Raw genomic sequence first — 22,706 nt, 5'->3', positions numbered from 1 at the left:
TCGTTTTTTAACTTCACAATTTTAATAACTAGCATTCGTTTTTAGTATGATGAAAACACTCAAAGAAATACAACTTCAACTTAAAGGAAATAAGAAATTAACCCTTTTATTAAAATCCATAACAGGACTCATTCTTTTTGGTGTTATTTCTGTTGTGGCATTATTCTCCTTAGTGTATTTTGAGGTCTTTGGTAAACTCCCTAACAAAGAAGAATTAACATCCATCATCAACGAAGAAGCTTCTTTAATTTATTCATCAGACGAGGTGATAATAGGTAAAGTATTTGCTGAGAATAGAACTAATGTTCAACTAGAACAAATTCCAAATCATTTAAAAGAAGCTTTAATAGCTACAGAAGATAAACGATTTTACTCACATAATGGCTACGACGGTCAAAGCTATGCACGTGTTTTCTTTAGAAGTATTTTACTACAAGATGCCTCTGGAGGTGGTGGAAGCACCATTACCCAACAACTAATTAAAAACCTCTACGGAAGGCAGTATCACGGTTTTTTGAGCATGCCTATCAATAAAATTAAAGAACTCATCATTGCTAGTCGTATGGAGAAATTATACAGCAAAGATGAAATCTTGTTATTGTATTTAAACTCTGTTCCGTTTGCCGAAAATAATTTCGGTGTAGAATCGGCTGCTAATCGATTTTTTAACAAATCAGTCAACAAATTAAACATCGAAGAATCAGCGGTACTTGTAGGGATGTTAAAAGCTAACACGTATTACAATCCAAGATTGAATCCAGAAAATGCTAAAAAACGTCGTAATACGGTGCTACAGTTAATGAATAGCGAAGCCTATTTAAGCAATAAAGTTACGGACAGTTTACAAAAACTACCTATTACGCTCAACTATCATAACCTCGATATAAACACAACAGCTGGTTATTTTACCTATCAAGTAAAGAAAAAAGCTTCGGAGCTTATAAAAACCATTAATGAGACTTCTAACAGCGACTATGATTTAGAAACAGACGGTTTAAAAATTCATACAACGCTGAATTATGAGATTCAAAAAATTGCGGAGAAATCTGCGAAGGAACAACTAATCATTAAACAACAACAGTTAGACAAAGAATTAGCTTCAAACAGGCTAAAAAATAGATGGCTAAAGAAGCAACAATTCACAGAAAAGGATAAACAAAAGAGAACTATTCAACTATTTGATTGGGACAGTACAAAAACCATTACTGGTAATAAAATTGATAGTCTTTGGTATTATGATAAAATGCTAAATGCTTCTGTTTTGGTTACGAATCCGAAAAACGGAGCAGTGATTAGTTGGGTAGGCGGAAATAATTTTAACACACTTCCTTTTGATATGGTGTTATCGCACCGTCAAATAGCCTCAGCCTTTAAACCGTTTTTATATGCTACAGCGTTGGAAAATGGAATTTCTCCGTGTGATTACTTTGAAAACGAAGAAAAAACCTACCCTGAATACGATAATTGGGAACCAAAAAATGCCGACCATAGCTCAACTCCTGATAAAAAAGTTGCCATGTGGTATGCGTTGATAAAATCTATGAATATCCCTAGTGTAAATCTATATTTTAAACTAGAAAAAGAATGGTTGATTGACACTTGTGAAAAATTATTGTTCCCAGAAGTTACTGAAGATGCACCTTCCATCGCTTTAGGAACTTTAGATTTATCACTTTTTGAAACTACAAGAGCTTACGGTGCCTTTGCCAATAATGGTGAAATGAATGATTTGTACATGATTCATAAAATTACCGATAAAGAAGGAAATATCATTTATGAAAGCGAAGTGCAAAAACCCGAAAGAGTATTTACAGAAGAAAGTACACAAACCCTAACCACCATTTTACAGCAAGCTGTAGAACAAGGAACAGGTGCTAGCATAAGAAATAGGTATAAAATTAAAAGTCCGTTAGCAAGTAAAACAGGTACCGCTCAAAACTATACCAACGCTTGGTTTATGGCGTATACACCGAATATTGTTCTCGGAACCTGGGTTGGGACCTCTAAAAACGATGTACATTTTACTAGCGGAAATGGTTCTGGATCTTCTTTAGCCCTACCAATTGTTGCGAACATTTTAAAAGAAATTGAAAACAATCCTGAACTAAAGGAAAAATACTTAACCTCTTTTGATATACCAGAAGAAATATCTTCCTCAATCGACTGTCCTCCATACAGAGAAAAAGGAATTAAAGGGTTTTTCAACAGACTTTTTGGAAAGAAAAAGGAAGATTAATTTCATGTAAAAAACGCTGTCAGTTCGAGTATCGACCGAAGGAAGATGTATCGAGAACCAACTAATGACGTCTCGATAAAATTCCGATACAATATCGGAATCACTCGACGTGACATTTTAACAAGCTAACTCACATTTACATTAATTTAAGCAAACAAGGTAGCAAAAGCTTCTTCAATCTTACTAACTAAAATAAGCTTTATAGAATAATTTTTACTGGTAATCTTATTGTATTTTGAAGTTACAAAGGTTTTATAGCCTAATTTTTCAGCTTCGGTAATTCGTTGATCTATTTTAGAAACAGGGCGAATCTCGCCTGCTAAACCAACCTCAGCAGCAAAACACACATCTGGATTGATGGCTAAATCTTGATTTGATGATAAAATTGCTGCTACCACCGCTAAATCTATTGCTGGATCGTCTACATGAATCCCACCTGTTACATTTAAAAACACATCTTTCGCTCCTAATTTGAATCCCGCACGTTTTTCTAACACCGCTAAAATCATGTGCAAGCGTTTTAGATTGTACCCCGTGGTAGTTCGTTGTGGAGTTCCATAAACCGCTGTTGAAACTAAGGCTTGAATTTCTATCATTAACGGACGAATTCCTTCTAACGTGGAAGCAATCGCAGTTCCACTTAAATCAGCATCTTTTTTAGAGATTAAGATTTCTGAAGGGTTCGATACTTCTCGTAATCCGTCTGATAACATTTCATAAATCCCTAGTTCAGCCGTAGAACCAAAACGGTTTTTTTGTGAGCGTAAAATACGGTAGGTATGATTTCGATCTCCTTCAAATTGCAACACTACATCCACCATGTGTTCTAAAATCTTAGGCCCCGCAATATGTCCTTCTTTATTAATATGTCCAATCAACAAAACTGGAGTTGCCGTTTCTTTTGCAAATTTTATCAATTCTGCGGAAGTTTCTCGTATTTGGGAAATACTTCCTGGTGACGCTTCAATTGTATCCGTATGTAAAGTTTGGATAGAATCTATCACCAATACGTCAGGTTGTACCTCTTCTATATTTTTAAAAATCTGTTGTGTATTGGTTTCCGTAAGAATTAAACAGTTAGGATTTTTTCCTTCGATACGTTCAGCACGCATTTTTATCTGTGACTGACTTTCTTCCCCAGAAACATAGAGTACTTTTTGTGGAATTTGTAAGGCAATTTGTAACAACAGGGTAGATTTACCAATACCTGGTTCTCCACCTAATAACACTACCGCTCCTTTCACCAATCCACCACCTAAAACAGTGTCTAGTTCTTGATTTTTAGTACCAAAACGCTCTTCTGGATTCAGTTGAATATCTTCAACTCGTAAAGGTTTCGCTATTCTTTTTTGTGAGTTTGATGGCGATTTCCAATTTCTTTTTTCTTCTTTTTGAATGACTTCTTCAACAATAGTATTCCATTGTTTACAAGAGCCGCATTGCCCAACCCATTGCGCGTGTTTCGCTCCACAGTTTTGACAGAAAAAAGTTGTTTTGGTTTTTGCCATTCGATTTGTAAGATTTACTTACAAAGAAAAGAAAACTATTTGTTTTTATTGTAGATAGGTAAGAACAAAAATGCCAACCCTCCAAAGACAATAATCATAAGTGTTTGAGCTGTCCACATAATCCAACCAAAGGCTGTTGCAGGTTCTTCTGCAATTCCAAATAAAGCCAAAGCTCCAGCTACGGCAACAGGATACAATCCTATCCCTCCATTAGTCGCCGCAATCGCAAATCCACCAGCGATAAACCCGATTAAAACACCACCTAATGGAACTTGTAACCCTTCAATTGCTGGTATAGTTGCCCAAAACATTAGTATATACATTACCCAAATAAACACGGTATGAAAAATGAACGCCCACTTGTTTTTCATCTTAAAAATACTAGTAACACCTTCTACCAGTCCTACTGCAAAATTTTTAATTTTCAAACCAATACCCGATTCTGCTTTTTTTACTGAACGAGTAAATACAACAAAAACTACAACTAAGAGTGCTAAAAGGAGTATTATTTTAGTTGGGTCGAAATTTTTAGTCAGTAATTGGTAAATAAAATCAAACTGAACAAATAATGTAATGGCTATTATACTAAGCATCATTAGCAAATCTGCCATTCTTTCGGCAACGATGGTACCAAAACCTTTTTCAAACGGAATATCCTCGTAATTTGTCATTACCGCTGCACGTGACACCTCTCCTGCCCTAGGAACTGCATAATTTACCAAATACGCTACTAACACAGCCATAGTACTATTACCAAAATCTGGTTTATACCCCATAGGTTCTAGTAAAAACTTCCAGCGGTATGCTCGGGACAAGTGACTTAAAACCCCAAAAAACAGCCCTAAAGCTATCCATCCGTAATTAGCATCTTTAAAATATTGTACTAAGGTTTCAATTGAAATTTTTGACAATGAATACCAAACTAAAAAACCTCCCAAAATGAGAGGTAATAGTATTTTTGTGATTTTCTTTACTGATATACTCAAACTATTCTAGCAAGTTGTTTTCTTCGTTAGGAAATACTAATTGTGGTTTAAACTTTTTGGCTTCTTCTAACTCCATAAAAGCATATACAATTAAGATAAGTACATCTCCTTTTTGAACTCTACGCGCTGCTGCTCCATTCAAAGTAATTTCACCACTCTTTCTTGGTCCTGGAATTGCGTACGTTTCTAAACGCTCACCATTATTGTTGTTTACAATTTGAACACGCTCACCTTCAATAATTCCAGCAGCATCCATTAAATCTTCATCAATGGTGATACTTCCTATATAATTTAAATCCGCGTTGGTTACTTTAACACGGTGTATTTTAGATTTTACTACTTGTACTAACATACTGCAAAAATAATTGTTTTTTAATGAATACTAGATTGTTTTTTGATGATTTTAACATTATTACAAAGCTCATCCTTAAGCTCAAACGTTAACTCTTTAAACCAATATTATCTATCAAGCGAATGTCTCCAGCGTAAACAGCTATAAATGCACGATACTTCATATTTTCTTTAATCTCTGTTACCGTTTGCAATGTTTTTTCATCTGCAATGGTAAAATATTCTAATTCAAGTAACGGATGATTTTTAAATTGTTTTTTCACCCATTTTGTTAACTTTTTTGGATCTTTTACTCCAAATTTCTTTTTTGCTTTTTTTAATGTTTTATAAATAAATGGTGCAGCTTCACGGTATTCTTTTGTTAATCTCGTATTTCGAGAACTCATAGCCAACCCATCATCTTCTCTAAAAATTGGTCTTCCTTTAATTTTTACTGGTAAGTTATATTTTTCTACTAACTTTTTAATAATTTGCAATTGCTGAAAATCTTTTTCACCAAAATAAGCAGTGTCTGGTTCTACAATTTCAAACAATGTTTTTACTATTGTTCCAACACCATCAAAATGACCATCTCTAAACCTCCCCTCCATTTGATGTTCTAGCCCATCAAAATCAAACTTTTCTGATGTAATATTTTCGGCATATATTTCTTCTACTGAAGGAAAGAATAACACATCACAATTAGCAGACGTTAACAACTCTACATCACTTTCATAAGTCTTGGGATATTTATCTAAGTCTTCTTTATTATCAAACTGTGTAGGATTTACAAAAACACTAACTACTGCAATATCATTCTTCTTTTTTGCTCTTCTAATAAGCGATAAATGCCCTTGATGAAGAGCCCCCATAGTTGGAACAAACCCGATTGATTTTTTATCCTTTTTTTGAGATGATAAAAACTCTTTTATTTCAGATTTTCTTGTGAAAATTTTCATTGTTATTTAATTGAAATGCATGCAAAATTAGCAATTTAACACGATTTTTGCATTAATTTTCGTATTTTTGCACCTTCAATAAAAGAGACCGATTTAATGAAGGATAAGAGAATTTTATATGTTTCATCAGAGGTAACACCATATTTACCAGAAACAGAATTATCGTCTACCGCATTTAACGTTGCTAAAAATGCACATTCTAAAGGAATTCAAACCCGTATTTTCATGCCTCGATTTGGGGTGATTAATGAGCGAAGGCATCAATTACACGAAGTTATTCGTCTATCAGGTATGAACCTAATTATTAACGACATGGATATGCCTTTAATAATTAAGGTTGCATCCATTCCTAAAGAAAGAATGCAAGTATACTTTATTGACAATGATGAATATTTTAAGCGTAAAGCAGTTTATTCTGACGAAGACGATAAGCTTTTTGAAGATAACGATGAGCGTATGATTTTCTTCGCTAAAGGTGTAGTTGAAACCGTTAAAAAACTAAACTGGGCTCCTGATATTATTCATGTTCATGGATGGATGGCATCTTTATTACCTCTATATTTAAGAGAATATTATAAAGAAGAACCTTTGTTTGCAGAAAGTAAGATTGTAACTTCGCTTTACAATAGTGACATTGAAGATTTAAATAAAGAGATGGCAAACAAGGTTCGTTTTGATAAGATTGAAGAATCAAAAGTAGCAACCATCCAAACGCCAAGTCATTTAAATATTTTAAAAAGCGCTATTGAAAACTCAGATGCTGTTATAAAAGGTAGTGAAGTTTTACCAGACGAAATTGAAGCTTTTATTGAAAACAGCAATACTAAAGTGCTAGATTTCCAATCAGAAGAAACTTTAACCGAAGCATATTTAGAATTTTACAAAGAAAACGTTTTAGAATTAAGCGAATAATGATTAGAAAAATTGGTGTACTAGGTATTAGTCTGTTATGTTTTGCAGCTTTTACATCGTGTGAGAAAGATTTTAGCGAAGTAGGAACAAATGTCGTTACAAATGATAAATTTGAAACAGGAGAAATTTTATTAGATGTTGAAATCACTCCTTTAGATATTCAAAAAGTTCAAGCTGATAATATTAACGCTACTATTAGTAATTATTGGCTTGGAGTTTACAACAACCCTAATGCAAAAAAGATTGAAGCTTCTATCGTTTCTCAGCTAGGTTTTATTGAAAATCCAAACAATAAGAATACAGACACAACTGTTTTTAACCTTGAAAAGGTTATCTTAAAAATTCCTTATCAAGCAACTTCTACAGGTACTACTGATAATGTAACAACTTTTAGGCTAGACTCTATTTTAGGAGCCCCTAACGTAGCTACTTCTATTCAAGTATTACAAAACGAAACATACCTAAACACGTTAAACCCTAACGATCCGTCTAAAAAGAACACGTACTTCTCTGATGATGAATACGCAGGAAACGTAGTGTTAAACGAAGATGGTGGCATATATGAGTTAAAGCCTAAAGCCACAGATACGGTATTTATTTTTGATAGAATTGATAGATCTATCTCGTTAACAAATACAACAACGTATAAAGATACAATCAGGGCTACAAACTCACAAGATTTGAATGTTCCGTTTTTAGCTATTCCTTTAGATCTAACTACAATGAAAACCTTATTTTGGGATGAATTTCAAAGTGGAAAGTTCGCTTCTAAAGAGGCTTTTGACAATTACTTTAGAGGGATTAAAATAATTGCTACAGGAAATGACGGATCTATAGTTCCGCTTAATTTGACCTCTGCAAATCCAGTTCCATCTGTAGATTTCTTATACACTAGGTCTGACGTTGATGGCACAACAATAAAGAATACTGCTAAAGAAGTGTTTAGTTTCCCTCTTTCTGGAGTAAGAAACAGTGTTTATAAAATGACGGACGCTACTTCAGCTGCTCCTGCAAACAATTTTTTAATTCAAGGAACAGCAGGTAGTATGGCAGAAGTTAAAATATTAGGTTTAGACCTAAGTAAGCCTGAGCTGACTCAACAATTTAATGGGGACTTTGATGATAACTTAAACGATTACGATGTTGATAACAATAATTTTTTAAGCCTAGACGAACTTAAAAAATTATCTAACTATAGAATGAACATTTTAAAAAGTAACTCTTACTTATTAATTAATGATGCCTCACTAACATTTTATGTTAACCAAAGCATTAACAACAATAAAAGCACCACACCTCAGCAATTATTCTTGTATCAGAATAAAGACAACGGTGCAGGAGAAATTTCTCCTACCCATATTTCAGATACTTATACTGAAACAGGTACGTTTGGAGGAAGTTTGACCTTAATAAACGATGATACTCCTGAAAAATATACTTTTAGAATTACTAACTATATTACTAATTTATTAGCTGGTGAAGATAATTTCACAGCCGAACCATTAGTGTTGAAAGTTTACAATCCTACAGATTTTCCTACTGCAAATAGTACAGGAGAAGTTAACACAAACGTTAAAACATACAATTGGAACCCTAGAGCCGTGACATTATTAAATGGCGACGAAGCTGCTAACGGAACCAAAAGAGCTGTTTTAAAAATATCATATTCAAAAGAAAAATAAGAAATTGCTATGTGTGGAATCGCAGGTTATATAGGACATAGAGATGCTTACCCTATCGTTATCAATGGATTAAAGCGTTTAGAGTATAGAGGTTATGACAGTGCTGGTATCATGATGTATGACGGAGAAACGATGCACTTATCTAAAACCAAAGGAAAAGTTTCTGACCTAGAGGTTATTACCAACAGAGAAGAGGAACGAAAATTTGGAAAAATAGGAATAGGACACACGCGTTGGGCAACTCATGGTGTACCTAATGACGTAAATTCACACCCTCATTTTTCTCAATCAGGAGATTTAGTTATTGTGCATAATGGTATTATTGAGAACTACGATACTATTAAAAAAGAATTAATCTCTAGAGGTTATGAGTTTGAAAGTGATACAGATACAGAGGTTTTAGTAAACCTTATTGAAGAAGTTAAAAAAAGTGAAGGTTGCAAACTAGGTAAAGCTGTTCAAATAGCCCTGACGAATGTTATTGGAGCTTATGCTATTGCTGTTTTTGACAAAACTAAACCGAACGAGTTAGTCGTAGCCCGTTTGGGCAGCCCTATTGCTATAGGTGTTGGAAAAAACAACGAAGAGTTTTTTGTAGCTTCTGATGCTTCTCCTTTTATTGAATATACCAAAGATGCTATTTACCTTGAAGATGGTGAGTTAGCTATTATTAAAAAAGATAAGGGCATTAAAGTTCGTAAGATTGAAAACGATAAAGAGATTGATGTTAATATTCAAGAGCTTCAATTAAGTTTAGAGCAGATTGAAAAAGGTGGCTACGACCATTTTATGTTGAAAGAAATTTACGAACAACCTAAAGCAATTATCGACACGTATAGAGGTAGAATGCTAGCTAATGAGGGAATTATTCGAATGGCTGGTGTTGATGATAACATGTCTAAATTTTTAAATGCAGACAGAATTATTATCGTAGCTTGTGGTACCTCTTGGCATGCAGGATTGGTTGGAGAATATCTTTTTGAAGATATGGCTCGTATTCCTGTTGAAGTAGAATATGCTTCTGAATTTAGATATCGTAACCCAATTATAACTCCAAATGATGTGGTAATTGCTATTTCACAATCAGGAGAAACTGCTGATACTTTAGCTGCTATTAAATTAGCAAAATCTAAAGGAGCTTTTGTATTTGGAGTATGTAACGTAGTAGGTTCGTCTATTGCCAGAGAAACACATGCTGGAGCTTATACGCATGCTGGGCCAGAAATTGGAGTAGCTTCTACAAAAGCATTTACAACACAAATAACAGTGCTTTCTTTAATAGCTTTAAAGTTAGCGCAAGCTAAAGGAACTTTATCTACATCAGCTGTAAACAACTACTTGCAAACGATGCAACAAATTCCTGCTCAAGTAGAAAATTTATTGAAAATTGATGCTCAAGTAAAAGAAATAGCTTCTGTTTATAAAGACGCTAAAAACTGTTTATATTTAGGTAGAGGTTTTAACTTCCCTGTTGCTTTAGAAGGAGCTTTAAAACTAAAAGAGATTTCTTATATCCATGCTGAAGGATATCCTGCTGCAGAAATGAAACATGGACCTATCGCTTTAATTGATGAAAACATGCCTGTTTTTGTAATCGCTACTAGTAGAGGTCATTATGAAAAGGTAGTAAGTAACATTCAAGAAATTAAATCGAGAAGTGGTAAAATTGTAGCGATTGTTACTGAAGGTGATGAAACGGTTAAAGAAATTGCAGATCACGTAATTGAAATTCCTGATACTGAAGAAGCTTTTACTCCTTTATTAACTACGATTCCGTTACAGTTATTATCATATCATATAGCTGTAATGTTAGGTAAAAACGTAGATCAACCTAGAAATTTAGCAAAATCGGTTACTGTAGAATAATAAATCGATTTTTATTCAAAATACAAATCCTGAGAGTTTTATCAGGATTTTTTTATGTCTTTTCGCAAAGAATTATCATAAAAAACATCGAGTAAAAAGGAGTTTTCAAGAAAGTTATAACCTAAAACTAACTCTTAGAAATATTAATTTTTCTTAATTTTTCTTAATTTTTCTTAATTTTTCTAAATAAAATTAGCATCTTAAATAAAAAACAAATTATTGATTGAAAAACAAGAAATAAAATCAATAAAAAAGATAAATATTATCAATATTAACTCTATGTTAACTAACCAATCGTTACTCATTCTTTTACCTTAAAACAATCTTTTATTAACCAACAATACAATACTCAAACAACTCATTAACAGTACTTTTACAGCAACAAATTTTAACAAACTCTAAATCTCTAAAAAATGAAAAAGTTATTTGTATTAGTATTCGTAAGCTTAATGAGCACTTCGGCATTTTCTGCAAACGAAAACCCTGCTAAGGAACAAATTAGAACAAGAATCGTTGAACTATTGGGCAATCCCAATTTTGTTCTCGAAAAAGAAGTAAAGACTACCGTTGAGTTTTTAATAAACAAAAACGGAGAAATAGTTATTTTGAATGTTAATTGTGATACTGAACAAGTTTGTCACTATGTAAAAAGCAGATTAAATTACAAACTAATAAATAAAGAATTAACAGTTAAGAACCATATTTATAAAATGCCTTTAACTATTAATAATAGTAAATAACACCTTATATAATTATTTTATTCTCCTAATAAAAAACAAAACCTCATAGATGTCTATGAGGTTTTTACTTTTTATATGCGGTATTTATTACACAGCTCCTTGATCTAACATTGCATCAGCAACTTTAACGAAACCTGCAACATTTGCTCCCTTAACATAATCAACATACCCACCTTCTTGTGTACCATACTTTACACAAGCTTCGTGAATATTGTTCATAATTGAATGTAATTTAGCATCGACTTCTTCACGAGTCCAAGACAAACGCAATGAGTTTTGAGACATTTCTAACCCTGAAGTAGCAACTCCACCTGCGTTAGATGCTTTTCCTGGTGCAAACAATATTTTTGCATTTTGGAATACCTCAATAGCTTCTGGAGTAGAAGGCATGTTTGCTCCTTCAGCCACACAAATACATCCGTTAGCAACTAAAGTTGTAGCCTCTTCACCGTTTAACTCATTTTGAGTTGCACATGGTAAGGCCACATCACACTTAGTTCCCCAAGGTCTTTCTCCTTTAAAGAATTTTGCTGATGGATATTGATCTACATATTCACTAATACGTCCACGCTTTACATTCTTTAACTCCTGTACAAAAGCTAATTTTTCAGCATCAATACCATTTTCATCATAGATATAACCCGATGAATCAGATAAAGTAACAACTTTAGCTCCTAATTGAGTTGCTTTTTCAGTGGCATATTGTGCTACGTTACCAGAACCAGACACAACTACAGTTTTACCTTCAAAAGAATCTCCTTTTGTTTTTAACATGTTTTCTGCAAAGTAAACATCACCATAACCTGTAGCTTCAGGACGGATTAATGAACCTCCCCAAGAAGCTCCTTTACCAGTTAACACTCCAGTAAATTCGTTACGTAAACGTTTGTATTGACCAAACATGTAACCAATTTCACGACCACCAACACCAATATCTCCAGCAGGGACATCAGTATCAGGACCAATATGACGTGCTAATTCTGTCATGAATGATTGACAAAACGCCATAACTTCACGATCAGATTTTCCTTTAGGGTTAAAATCAGACCCTCCTTTACCTCCACCCATTGGTAGAGTAGTTAATGAGTTTTTGAATACTTGTTCAAATCCTAAGAACTTTAAAATTGATAAGTTTACTGATGGATGAAAACGTAAGCCTCCTTTGTAAGGACCAATAGCTGAGTTAAACTCAACTCTATACCCTCTGTTTACTTGAGTTTCTCCGTTATCATCAACCCAAGGCACTCTAAACATAATCGTACGCTCAGGTTCAACCATGCGTTCTAATAATTTTTTACCTTGATACTTTGGATTGTTTTCTATAAACGGAATTACAGTTTCTGCTACTTCATGTACAGCTTGCAAAAACTCTGGTTCGTATGCATTACGCTCTTTAACGTAATCCATAAATGCATTTATTTTAGACTCCATAAATTTAGTTGTTCTGTATTTTTACTATACAAATATACTTAATTTACTATTTTTTAATTTCCATTTTACTGGTTAATTTCATTGTTTCACTAGTATTACAAGCAAAGACTCTTAAAACCCCTTTTTTTTTCACAAAAAAACGTAAATTTGCCACTTAAGTTTTGGACAGATTATGTTAGACAAGGTAAAAGAATTGATTGGAGAGGTAAATACTTTTAATACTACTTCAAAAGAGGAAATTGAAGCGTTTAGAATTAAATATTTAGGAAGTAAAGGAATTTTAAAAGATTTATTTGCTGAATTTAAAAATGTACCTAACGACCAAAAGAAAGAATTTGGTCAAACCATCAATTTACTTAAAAATTCAGCTGAAGAAAAAGTAAACACGTTAAAGGAAGCTATTGAGAATACTATTGAAGACAAAGGTGTTTATGGTGACTTAACACGTCCGTCTGAGCCAATTAACTTAGGTTCACGTCACCCAATTTCTTTAGTTAAAAATCAAATCATAGAGGTTTTTAACCGCATTGGCTTCACCGTTTCTGAAGGTCCAGAAATTGAAGATGATTGGCACAACTTTACAGCTTTAAACTTACCAGAATATCACCCAGCACGTGATATGCAGGATACTTTCTTTATTGAAAAAAATCCTGATACATTGTTAAGAACACATACCTCATCGGTACAAGTACGTTATATGGAAAACAACGAACCTCCAATTCGTACAATTTCTCCAGGTCGTGTATTTAGAAACGAAGATATTTCGGCACGTGCTCACTGTATTTTCCACCAAGTAGAAGGTTTATACATTGATACTGATGTTTCTTTTGCCGATTTAAAGCAAACCTTATTATACTTTACCAAAGAAATGTTTGGTAAATCTAAAATACGTTTACGTCCGTCATATTTCCCATTTACTGAGCCAAGTGCTGAAGTAGATATTTATTGGGGATTAGAAACTGAAACCGACTATAGAATTACCAAAGGAACTGGTTGGTTAGAAATTATGGGATGTGGTATGGTAGATCCTAATGTATTAAAGAACTGTAATATCGATCCTACAAAATATAGCGGTTATGCTTTCGGAATGGGTATTGAGCGTATTGCAATGTTATTATACCAAATTCCAGATATCCGTATGTTCTACGAAAATGACAAACGTTTCTTAGAACAATTTAAATCGGTAATTTAATTTTTTTAATTTGATAAAGAACACTCCTATTTTACTTGTCTCAAGTATCGGATTAATTGTTTTTGGACTTAATGCTTTCTTTGAATTCATTCCTTTTGAAAATCAAAAAGTTAATCATTTTACTATACTAATATTCTCAATAATTAATTTTATTTTTTTAATTAAAAAAACTAACAACGATTTAAAACAATAGTTTCAAAATGAAAAAAGATATTGAAATCCCTATAGTAACAGGTATAGAAATCGCTGTAGTATTAGAAACCAATGAAATTGACGGTAAAGAGGATTGGAATGTATACATTCTTAACAAGAAAGATGTCGATTTAGAAATGGTAGTTATTGTTTCTCAAGGATTCTCAGACACTAAAACCACTTCTGTTTTCCGTAGAAAAATAGACAAACTTCCTGCTAACAGCTATCAAAAATTTGAATTGATGCAACCTGAATTGTTTAATTTAGACAATCGTTTTCAGGTAACGTTTTTTGAAAACAATAGGCTATACGATAAAACCTTTATTTTTCAAGCAGAAACTATTCAAGAAGGTTTTTTAAGAGATATTGAATTCTTAGGGAAAAAGGGAATCGTTTGTAAATAAAAACACAGCACATATAAAATTCACAAAAGAACGATAGTTGTTAATTCACAGCTATCGTTCTTTTGTTTATACTCACTTTTAGTACTTTCGCTTAAAATATCACTTTATGTTTGCAAACATTCAAGACTTAGTTGCTCAATTTTCTTCTTGGGTATGGGGAATCCCCTTATTAATTGGTGGTGGTTTATACCTATTTATTTATTCAGGGTTGGTTCCTTTTAGATATATGGGACATGCCATTGCTATTTTAAGAGGAAAATATGACAAAGCTGATTCTCCTGGAGATTTATCGCATTATGAAGCTTTATCTTCTGCTATTGCAGCCACCGTAGGAATGGGAAATATAAGCGGTGTTGCCATTGCTATCGCAACGGGAGGTCCTGGTGCTATTTTTTGGATGTGGGCAAGTGCCTTTGTAGGTATGGCTACCAAATTTTTTACCTGTAGCCTATCAGTAATGTATCGCGGAACTGATGAAGATGGAAATGTAAAAGGTGGCCCAATGTATGTAATTACTGAAGGATTAGGAAAAAAATGGAAACCTTTAGCTGTGTTTTTTGCTTCTGCTGGATTGATAGGAACGCTACCTGCTTTTCAAGCAAACCAGTTAACACAAACATTGATTGATGTTTTTCAAGTACATGAAACCAATCATTTTACCGCTAAATTATTATTAGGTATTTCTATTGCCATTGTTGTTGCCATGGTAATTTTTGGGGGAATTAAACGAATTGGTAGTGTTGCAGGGAAATTAGTTCCTGTAATGGTTGTCGTATATCTTGTTACAGTGTTAACAATCCTGTTTTTAAGAATAGAACAAGTTCCTGCTATTTTTTCTTTAATTTTTGAAGATGCTTTTTCAGGAAAATCTGTTCTTGGTGGTGCTTTAGGAGTTTTAATAATTACTGGAGTAAAACGAGCTGCTTTTTCTAACGAAGCTGGTTTAGGAACTGCACCTATGATGCATGGAACGGCAAAAACCAAAGAACCTATCCGTGAAGGATTAGTTGCTATGCTAGGGCCTGCTATTGATACTTTATTAGTTTGTTCTTTAACTGCCTTGGCTATTTTAGCTTCGGGTGTTTGGAAAGGTTTTGACGGTAACGGAATTTCGATGACCTTAGCTGCTTTTGACGCTGTGCTTCCTCACAACATAGGTAGTGTAATTTTAACCATTTGTGTATTGATTTTTGCTTTTTCAACACTCTTCACCTACTCTTTTTACGGATTTAGTTGTTTAAGCTTTTTAACCAATACCAAGATTGGAAAATCATACAATTACATTTACATCATCACTATTGTAATTGCTTCTATCATAAAATTAGACTTTGTTATCAACCTAATTGATAGTGCTTATGCTTTAATGGCAATTCCTACTGTGCTTTCAACGCTAATTTTAGCGCCAAAAGTAAAAAGAGAAGCTGCTAAGTATTTTCAGAAGTTAAAAAGAGGAGTTTTTAATGTTTAGCCAAGGGCTCTCCTTCAAAAAGCAAGCCTTCAAAACCTATTTTTATAAAGTTTCTAATATTTTGATGATCTGTTCCTTCTGGATTATATAACACATCTTCAAAATAATACTTTCCAAAACACGCTAAGGTTTCTTCTTTACTAAATCCCTGCTGTATAGCAAACGAAAATATTTTACACGAACCTTGATTTTTTTCAGCTTCGTTGTATAAACTTCCATTTTTAAAGGCAGTAGGAGTGAAACTATACAGACTTTCAATTACCGAAATAGTGTCAGAAAACTCAACTTTTTTTGGTGTGTTTTGTATGGTTTGTTTAAATACGTCTAATGTCATTTGAAAAAGGTTTTTATACTGCAAAACAAATGATTTAAAGTCATAAAAACTAAGTCGTGGTAATTTTTTACAAACTAACATTTATAGTTAAATTTGCACAGCAAAAATTTCTAGATTCCGAAACAAGTTCGGAATGTCAAATTTGTAAGAAATCTCGCTATGCGAGAATAAAATTTTTAAAAATGTACAGAACGCATACTTGTGGTGAATTAAGAGCATCGCACATTAATACTGAAGTTACCCTTTCTGGATGGGTACAAAAATCACGTGATAAAGGTTTTATGATTTGGGTAGATTTACGTGATCGTTACGGAATTACACAGTTGATTTTCGACGAGGAACGCACTTCTAAAGACTTAATGGAGAAAGCAAAAACTTTAGGACGTGAGTTTGTTGTACAAGTAACTGGAAAAGTTATTGAGCGTCAATCTAAAAACGCAAATATTCCAACAGGTGATGTAGAAGTTTTAGTATCGAACTTAGAAATTTTAAACGAAGCTAAATTACCACCTTTTACTATTGAAGATGAAACGGATGGTGGTGAAGATTTACGTATGAAATATCGTTATTTAGATATTCGTCGTAATCCGGTAAAAAACAGCTTAGTTTTCCGTCATAAAGTATCGATGGAAGTTCGTAAATATTTATCTGACAAAGGATTTATTGATGTGGAAACTCCATATTTAATCAAATCCACTCCAGAAGGAGCACGAGATTTCTTAGTACCTTCTCGAATGAACGTGGGACAATTTTACGCCTTACCACAATCTCCTCAAACCTTTAAACAGTTGTTAATGGTAGGTGGTATGGATAAATACTTCCAGATTGTAAAGTGTTTTAGAGATGAAGACTTACGTGCCGACCGTCAACCAGAATTTACACAAATAGACTGTGAAATGGCGTTTGTTGAGCAAGAAGATGTGTTAGAAATTTTTGAAGGAATGACACGTCATTTATTAAAAGAAATTAACGGAGTTGAAGTAGACAAATTCCCAAGAATTACTTTTGATGAAGCTATGCGTAAATACGGAAATGATAAACCAGACATCCGTTTCGGAATGGAATTTGGCGAGTTAAACGAAGTAGCGCAACACAAAGATTTCAAAGTATTTAATTCAGCAGAATTAGTAGTAGGAATTGCTGTACCAGGAGGAGCTTCATACACTCGTAAAGAAATTGATAAATTAATCGATTGGGTAAAGCGTCCGCAAATAGGAGCTTTAGGAATGGTGTATGTGAAATGTAACGAAGATGGAAGCTTTAAATCATCAGTAGACAAGTTTTATGACCAAGAAGATTTAGCAAAATGGGCAGAAGCTACCGGAGCGAAGGCTGGGGATTTAATTTGTGTACTTTCAGGAAATACTAACAAAGTTCGCGCACAATTAAGTGCTTTACGTATGGAAATGGCAGAACGTTTAGGTTTACGTAAACCAAACGAATTTGCTCCGTTATGGGTAATTGACTTCCCATTATTAGAATTAGACGAAGAAACAGGTCATTACCACGCAATGCACCATCCTTTTACTTCTCCGAAACCAGGTCAATTAGCATTATTAGATACTGATCCAGGAGCTGTAAAAGCAAATGCTTACGATTTAGTGTTAAACGGAAACGAAATTGGTGGAGGTTCTATTAGAATTCACGATAAAGAAACTCAGGCTATCATGTTTAAGCATTTAGGATTTACCGAAGAAGAGGCAAAAGCTCAGTTCGGTTTCTTAATGGATGCTTTTGAATACGGAGCACCACCACACGGAGGTTTAGCTTTCGGGTTAGATCGCTTGGTAGCTATTTTAGGAGGTCAAGAAACCATTCGTGATTTTATTGCTTTCCCTAAAAACAATTCAGGACGCGATGTAATGATTGATGCTCCTGCAACTATAGACGATGAGCAATTACAAGAATTGAGCATTAAACTAGATATTAAAGGGTAGTCTACCTTGTTACAAAACAAGAGGGTTACCACATCGAATACAATTTACTTCGTAATAACCAATAAAAAATCCCGTTCTAGAATTAGAATGGGATTTTTCTTTTTTATAAAAACCTACAACATTTCTTAATAAATTATATCTTTAATTATTCATATTTAGCTTTTCAAAAATTAACTAAGCATCTAGAACACAATGCCTACATCTAAAGAAGCTTATAAAAAAATATTAATTTGGAGATACAAACATATCTCTGAACGACAGTTTGTATATGTTTTAAGCGTTTTAGTCGGGTTTTTAGCCGGTATTGGTACCTTAATTCTTAAGAACCTTACTTTTTACTTTCACCGTATTTTAGAAGATGGACTTATTAAAGATTATCATCATTCATTATACTTTATTTTTCCTATCATCGGGTTATTTTTAGTGTTTTACATAAAGAAATATTTCATCAAAAAAGATATTGGTCACGGTATTTCTACCACTTTACAGTCCATATCTAAAAAGAATGGGATTATTGAGCGTTATAAAATTTATGCTTCGTTAATTACAGCCCCCATAACTGTAGGTTTTGGAGGTTCTGTTGGATTACAGGGACCTGCTGTAAGTACTGGTGCTGCCTTAGGCTCTGGTGTTGCTCAGCTTTTTCATATGAATATGAGAACTCGTATGTTGCTAATTGGTTGTGCTACTGCAGGAGCAATGTCTTCAATGTTCAAAGCCCCTATTGCTGCTATTATTTTTGCAGTAGAAATTTTTAGTTTAGACCTTGCTTTTGCATCGTTAGTTCCGTTATTATTAGCATCTGTTTCTGCTGTAATTACTTCTTATTTCTTTTTAGGAAAGGATGTACTATTTAGTGTACAACTACAAGATGCTTTTGAAATTAACGACCTCGTCTTTTATATTGCTTTGGCTATTTTTACAGGGTTTTCATCTGTATATTTTTCTAAAATTTACTTTAAAATTATTAATTTCTTCAAAAAACACAACCCTTTTAAACGACTAGTATTTGGTGGAATTGCTATTGGTATAATGCTGTTTTTAATTCCTCCTTTATTTGGTGAAGGGTACGGAATTATCAATAATTTATTGTCTGAAAATGCTAGTGCTGCTCTCAAAAGCATCCATTATAATATTGATTTTGACAATGTGTGGATGGTTATAATTTTTCTATTAATTATTGGTGTTTTTAAAGTAATTGCCATGACTACTACTTTTGCTGCGGGTGGAGTTGGTGGGATTTTTATTCCAACACTTGTTATGGGAAGTGCTTTGGGGAATGTTACTGCTAAAATTATCAATCAATTCGGATTTGATGTCTCGGAAACTAACTTCACGCTGATTGGTATGACAGGGCTCATGGCAGGGGTTTTACACGCACCTTTAACGGCTATTTTCTTAATTGCTGAAATAACTGGAGGTTATGATTTATTTGTTCCATTGATGCTCGTTTCAGCCGTTTCTTATGCCATTACCAAATACTTTGTCTCTAATTCAATTTACACTATTGAGCTAGCTAAACGTGGTGAACTTATTACACACAATAAAGATAAAAATGTAATGATGATGATGAAGATTAGTAAGATTATTGAAAAGAACTTTATTAAAATTTACCCTGACATGACCCTAGGAGAGATGCTTAAACAAGCTGTTTCTAAATCGAAACGAAATATTTTTCCTGTTGTTGATAATGAAAATAAGTTTATGGGAATTGTTTTGCTAGATGATATCCGCCCTATGATGTTTAATCAAGAGCTGTACGATACAACTACTGTTAAAGATATTATGAGAATAGCTCCCGCCATCATTTTTTATGATGACGACACTGAAAAGGTGATGCAAAAATTTAAAGAAAGTGGTGCTTGGAACTTGCCTGTAGTTAAAAACGGTGTGTATGTTGGTTTTATCTCTAAATCAAAACTACTATCAGTGTATCGAAATAAGTTAATAGAAGTTACTGTGTAGCTAAAAACTGAACCATTTTATCTGGAAAATCGGTAAAACCGCCGTCAACATTTGCTTCAAAAAACAATACTTGCATCATTTCTTCAAAAGAAGAAAACTCATCTAATTGATCAACTCTAAAAGTGTACGGATGCACTTGTAATCCTAGTTTATGAGCTTCTTCAACCAATGTTGTAAACTTCCACTGAGTTCCTTCTTTCTTATCTAAAATTTGCTTGTACCAAGGTCCTAGTCCATCAGCATAGACTGCAAAGTGTTTGAGTTGTTTGGCTTCCTCTGGAAATTCAATTAACTGCACTAAAAACAATTCCGATTGTAATTCAGTACGCACTCGCCCTAATTCTTTGGCATCAAAACACTGAAACATACATTTATCTTTCTTGGTTTTATATCCGTATTCTGAAAGAATGTTCAACGTAATTTTGGCAATGTCTTTTCCGTTTTGGTGGTGAAATTCAGGGTTTTTAATTTCGGGATAAATTCCGATATTTTTTCCTGTGGAAGCATTTAGTCCTTGAATTAGCTCTATTTCCTCTTGTAAAGAGTGTAATTTAAAGTTTCCTTTTCCTTTTGGGAATCGATTCGGATACACTTGTACTCCTGTTTTTGGGTTAAATCGCTCAGTTACACTCAATTGTTGTAACTCATCAAATGTAAAATCAATTACATAAAAACGTTCGTCTTCTCGTTTTCTTTCTGGAAATTTTTCAGCAACATCAGTGACATCATCCAAATAAATATCATGAATAACAACAGGAACATCATCTTTACTCAATACTAAATCTTGTTCTATATAATCAGGATTCATCGCATACGCCATCGCTTTGGCTTCCATAGTGTGTTCTGGTAAATATCCTGAGGCTCCACGATGAGCAATTACAATTTTCTTTTGCATATTCGTTGGTTTTATTTTTGGATTACATCCAAAGAAAAGAGACAAGAAAAATAGTATATAAAATTGTTTCATTATTTACAGATATACTTGAGCGGTTAAAACCAGCATTGTAAAAACTGTTAAGATAATTACTAACGGAATTACAAACTTCAACCATTTATCATAACCAACTTTTACAATAGCTAAGGATGCTAAAATTAAGCCTGTTGGATTGATAAAAGCAAATAACCCCATTCCATATTGATATGTATTTACAATCACCTCTCTACCTACTCCAACCGTATCTGCCAACGGCGACATAATAGGCATAGTTAAAACTGCCATACCTGAAGAACTTGGAATAAAAAATGATAGCCCTGAATAAATGAATAACATTACATTGGTAAAAACTCCCTTAGACATCCCTGTAGTAAACTCACTTGCGTGTTGTAAAATAGTATCGCTTATTAAGCCTTGTTCCATTAATACGGAAACTCCTCGTGCAATACCGATAATAAAAGCAACTCCTAATAAATCACCTGCTCCTTTAATAAACGTATTTACAAAGTTTTCTTCTTTCATTTTGGCTAAAAAACCAATTAAAATTGCTCCTATTAAAAACACTACAGTCATTTCTTCAAACCACCAACCTAAGCGAGAAACCCCGTAAATCATAATTACGAAGCACATCGCAAAAATGGTTAGTATTACTCTTAACCTACCTGTTAAACTGTGCGTATTTGAAGTTGAACTACCAAAAAGATTTTCAATCATCTCTTTTTGGTCGTAAATAATAGATTTTGTTGGGTCTTTTTGAACTTTGTTTGCATAACGTAAAATGTAAATAACACAAATAACAACTCCTCCAATTAGCATTAACAATCTCCCTGTAAAACCAGTTGTCCAGTTGATCCCTGCAGCATCTGAAGCTATAATCACACTAAACGGATTTACCGTTGAGCACATAGTACCAATAGACGACCCAATATATACACAAGCTAAAGCTACAATTGCGTCATATTTTGCTGCTAAAAATATGGGAATTAGTATAGGATAAAAAGCAATGGTTTCTTCTGCTAACCCAAAGGTAGTTCCTCCTACAGCTATTAAAGTTGTTACTACAAATATGAGCCAATACTCTTTTCCTTTTAGTGTTTTTGCTAACCAAGCTATTCCAGCATCAAAAGCACCTGTGAAGTTCATTATTCCTATAATTCCACCTAAAATTAGAACAAATAAAATTATATCCGAAGATTGAATAATTCCTTTTATAGGTGATTTAAAAAAGTCTAAAAACCCTTGAGGTTTTGGGTCTAGTTGGGTATAGGTTCCTGGTACACTAATCGGTTTTGCAATATCTCCACTCGTGAATTTTTCCAACGGAATTTTAATTCCTAAAGCTTCTAATGTTTCTTGATTCACAGGCATTGTTTTTTCTTCTTCTAAATGTTTATAAACAAAAGAACTATCAGCTTCTTGATACTGCAACGTATCGAATTTACCTGCGGGTATAAACCACGTTAAGATAGCAACAAACCCTGCTATTAATAATAAAATGGTATGCGGTGTTGGGAATTTTATATTTTTCAATGTGCACGTTTTATTTGAGTTGTTAAAAATATAAAAAAGCCAAGAGCTTAATACCTCTTGGCTTTATAATAATTAAAAATAATTATTGAGAACGTCTTTT

Annotated in this window: 18 protein-coding genes; 10 read left to right on the top strand and 8 right to left on the bottom strand. The window is 33.5% G+C overall.

Features of this window, described 5'->3' with window-relative positions; translation table 11 throughout:
* Positions 1-46 precede the first annotated feature (46 nt).
* Entirely contained in the window at positions 47-2,236 is a 2,190-nt protein-coding gene (locus Q0663_RS01880; protein WP_299005467.1) for a transglycosylase domain-containing protein, read from the top strand.
* A 146-nt stretch (positions 2,237-2,382) separates the two neighbouring features.
* Here Q0663_RS01880 and radA read toward each other — a convergent pair whose 3' ends face one another.
* The 4 genes from radA to panC all read right to left on the bottom strand — a co-directional run bounded on the left by radA (position 2,383) and on the right by panC (position 6,019).
* Entirely contained in the window at positions 2,383-3,744 is a 1,362-nt protein-coding gene (gene radA, locus Q0663_RS01875; RefSeq protein ID WP_299005464.1) for a DNA repair protein RadA, read from the bottom strand.
* Between the two features lie 35 nt (positions 3,745-3,779).
* Positions 3,780-4,730: a lysylphosphatidylglycerol synthase transmembrane domain-containing protein gene (locus tag Q0663_RS01870; protein WP_299005462.1), complete on the bottom strand. Its 951-nt coding sequence runs from the start codon at positions 4,728-4,730 to the stop codon at positions 3,780-3,782.
* A gap of 1 nt (position 4,731) precedes the next feature.
* On the bottom strand, positions 4,732-5,082 hold the full coding sequence (panD, locus tag Q0663_RS01865) for an aspartate 1-decarboxylase (protein ID WP_028891458.1): 351 nt from the start codon (positions 5,080-5,082) through the stop codon (positions 4,732-4,734).
* Between the two features lie 88 nt (positions 5,083-5,170).
* Positions 5,171-6,019 carry a pantoate--beta-alanine ligase gene (gene panC, locus Q0663_RS01860; RefSeq protein ID WP_299005456.1) on the bottom strand — a complete coding sequence of 283 codons (849 nt, stop codon included), beginning with the start codon at positions 6,017-6,019 and terminating at the stop codon, positions 5,171-5,173.
* Positions 6,020-6,115: 96 nt separating this feature from the next.
* Between panC and Q0663_RS01855 the strand changes: the two genes are divergently transcribed.
* From Q0663_RS01855 to Q0663_RS01840, 4 genes are all read left to right on the top strand, one after another.
* Positions 6,116-6,931, top strand: a complete 816-nt coding sequence (locus tag Q0663_RS01855; protein ID WP_299005453.1) for a glycogen/starch synthase — start codon at positions 6,116-6,118, stop codon at positions 6,929-6,931.
* A complete protein-coding gene (locus Q0663_RS01850; protein ID WP_299005450.1) occupies positions 6,931-8,613 on the top strand; it encodes a DUF4270 family protein in 1,683 nt (560 codons plus the stop codon). Before Q0663_RS01855 ends, Q0663_RS01850 begins: the two co-directional genes overlap by 1 nt.
* A gap of 9 nt (positions 8,614-8,622) precedes the next feature.
* Positions 8,623-10,479, top strand: coding sequence for a glutamine--fructose-6-phosphate transaminase (isomerizing) (gene glmS, locus Q0663_RS01845; protein ID WP_299005447.1), 1,857 nt, complete (start codon positions 8,623-8,625; stop codon positions 10,477-10,479).
* 413 nt (positions 10,480-10,892) lie between these two features.
* The gene (locus Q0663_RS01840) at positions 10,893-11,219 is read left to right on the top strand and encodes a hypothetical protein (protein ID WP_299005444.1); all 327 of its coding nucleotides are present in this window, start codon (positions 10,893-10,895) and stop codon (positions 11,217-11,219) included.
* An 87-nt stretch (positions 11,220-11,306) separates the two neighbouring features.
* Here the strand turns inward: Q0663_RS01840 and gdhA are convergent, their stop codons facing one another.
* A complete protein-coding gene (gdhA, locus tag Q0663_RS01835) occupies positions 11,307-12,650 on the bottom strand; it encodes an NADP-specific glutamate dehydrogenase (protein WP_299005441.1) in 1,344 nt (447 codons plus the stop codon).
* A 172-nt stretch (positions 12,651-12,822) separates the two neighbouring features.
* On the opposite strand from gdhA, the gene pheS reads away from it, so the two are divergent.
* The 3 genes from pheS to Q0663_RS01820 all read left to right on the top strand — a co-directional run bounded on the left by pheS (position 12,823) and on the right by Q0663_RS01820 (position 15,906).
* Positions 12,823-13,842, top strand: coding sequence for a phenylalanine--tRNA ligase subunit alpha (gene pheS, locus Q0663_RS01830; protein WP_299005438.1), 1,020 nt, complete (start codon positions 12,823-12,825; stop codon positions 13,840-13,842).
* 200 nt (positions 13,843-14,042) lie between these two features.
* Positions 14,043-14,438, top strand: coding sequence for a hypothetical protein (locus Q0663_RS01825; protein ID WP_299005435.1), 396 nt, complete (start codon positions 14,043-14,045; stop codon positions 14,436-14,438).
* Positions 14,439-14,544: 106 nt separating this feature from the next.
* The gene (locus Q0663_RS01820) at positions 14,545-15,906 is read left to right on the top strand and encodes a sodium:alanine symporter family protein (RefSeq protein ID WP_299005432.1); all 1,362 of its coding nucleotides are present in this window, start codon (positions 14,545-14,547) and stop codon (positions 15,904-15,906) included.
* On the opposite strand, the gene Q0663_RS01815 is transcribed toward Q0663_RS01820, so the two are convergent.
* Complete coding sequence (locus tag Q0663_RS01815) at positions 15,896-16,240, bottom strand: HopJ type III effector protein (RefSeq protein WP_299005429.1); 345 nt, start codon at positions 16,238-16,240, stop codon at positions 15,896-15,898. The two genes, Q0663_RS01820 and Q0663_RS01815, sit on opposite strands and share 11 nt — an antisense overlap.
* Before the next feature lie 182 nt (positions 16,241-16,422).
* Here Q0663_RS01815 and aspS point away from each other — a divergent pair, with 182 nt between their 5' ends.
* Positions 16,423-18,177, top strand: coding sequence for an aspartate--tRNA ligase (aspS, locus tag Q0663_RS01810; protein WP_299005426.1), 1,755 nt, complete (start codon positions 16,423-16,425; stop codon positions 18,175-18,177).
* 192 nt (positions 18,178-18,369) lie between these two features.
* On the top strand, positions 18,370-20,142 hold the full coding sequence (locus tag Q0663_RS01805) for a chloride channel protein (RefSeq protein WP_299005424.1): 1,773 nt from the start codon (positions 18,370-18,372) through the stop codon (positions 20,140-20,142).
* On the opposite strand, the gene glpQ is transcribed toward Q0663_RS01805, so the two are convergent.
* The gene (glpQ, locus tag Q0663_RS01800) at positions 20,132-21,109 is read right to left on the bottom strand and encodes a glycerophosphodiester phosphodiesterase (protein WP_299005421.1); all 978 of its coding nucleotides are present in this window, start codon (positions 21,107-21,109) and stop codon (positions 20,132-20,134) included. The genes Q0663_RS01805 and glpQ overlap by 11 nt on opposite strands.
* Before the next feature lie 3 nt (positions 21,110-21,112).
* Positions 21,113-22,606 (bottom strand): YfcC family protein, encoded by a 1,494-nt coding sequence (locus Q0663_RS01795; RefSeq protein ID WP_299005419.1) that lies wholly within the window; start codon positions 22,604-22,606, stop codon positions 21,113-21,115.
* Positions 22,607-22,706 lie beyond the last annotated feature (100 nt).

Source organism: uncultured Tenacibaculum sp. (assembly GCF_947504135.1).
Classification (GTDB): domain Bacteria; phylum Bacteroidota; class Bacteroidia; order Flavobacteriales; family Flavobacteriaceae; genus Polaribacter.
The sequence above is the reverse complement of the archived record's forward strand: the minus strand, read 5'-3'. Positions and strand labels throughout refer to the sequence as shown.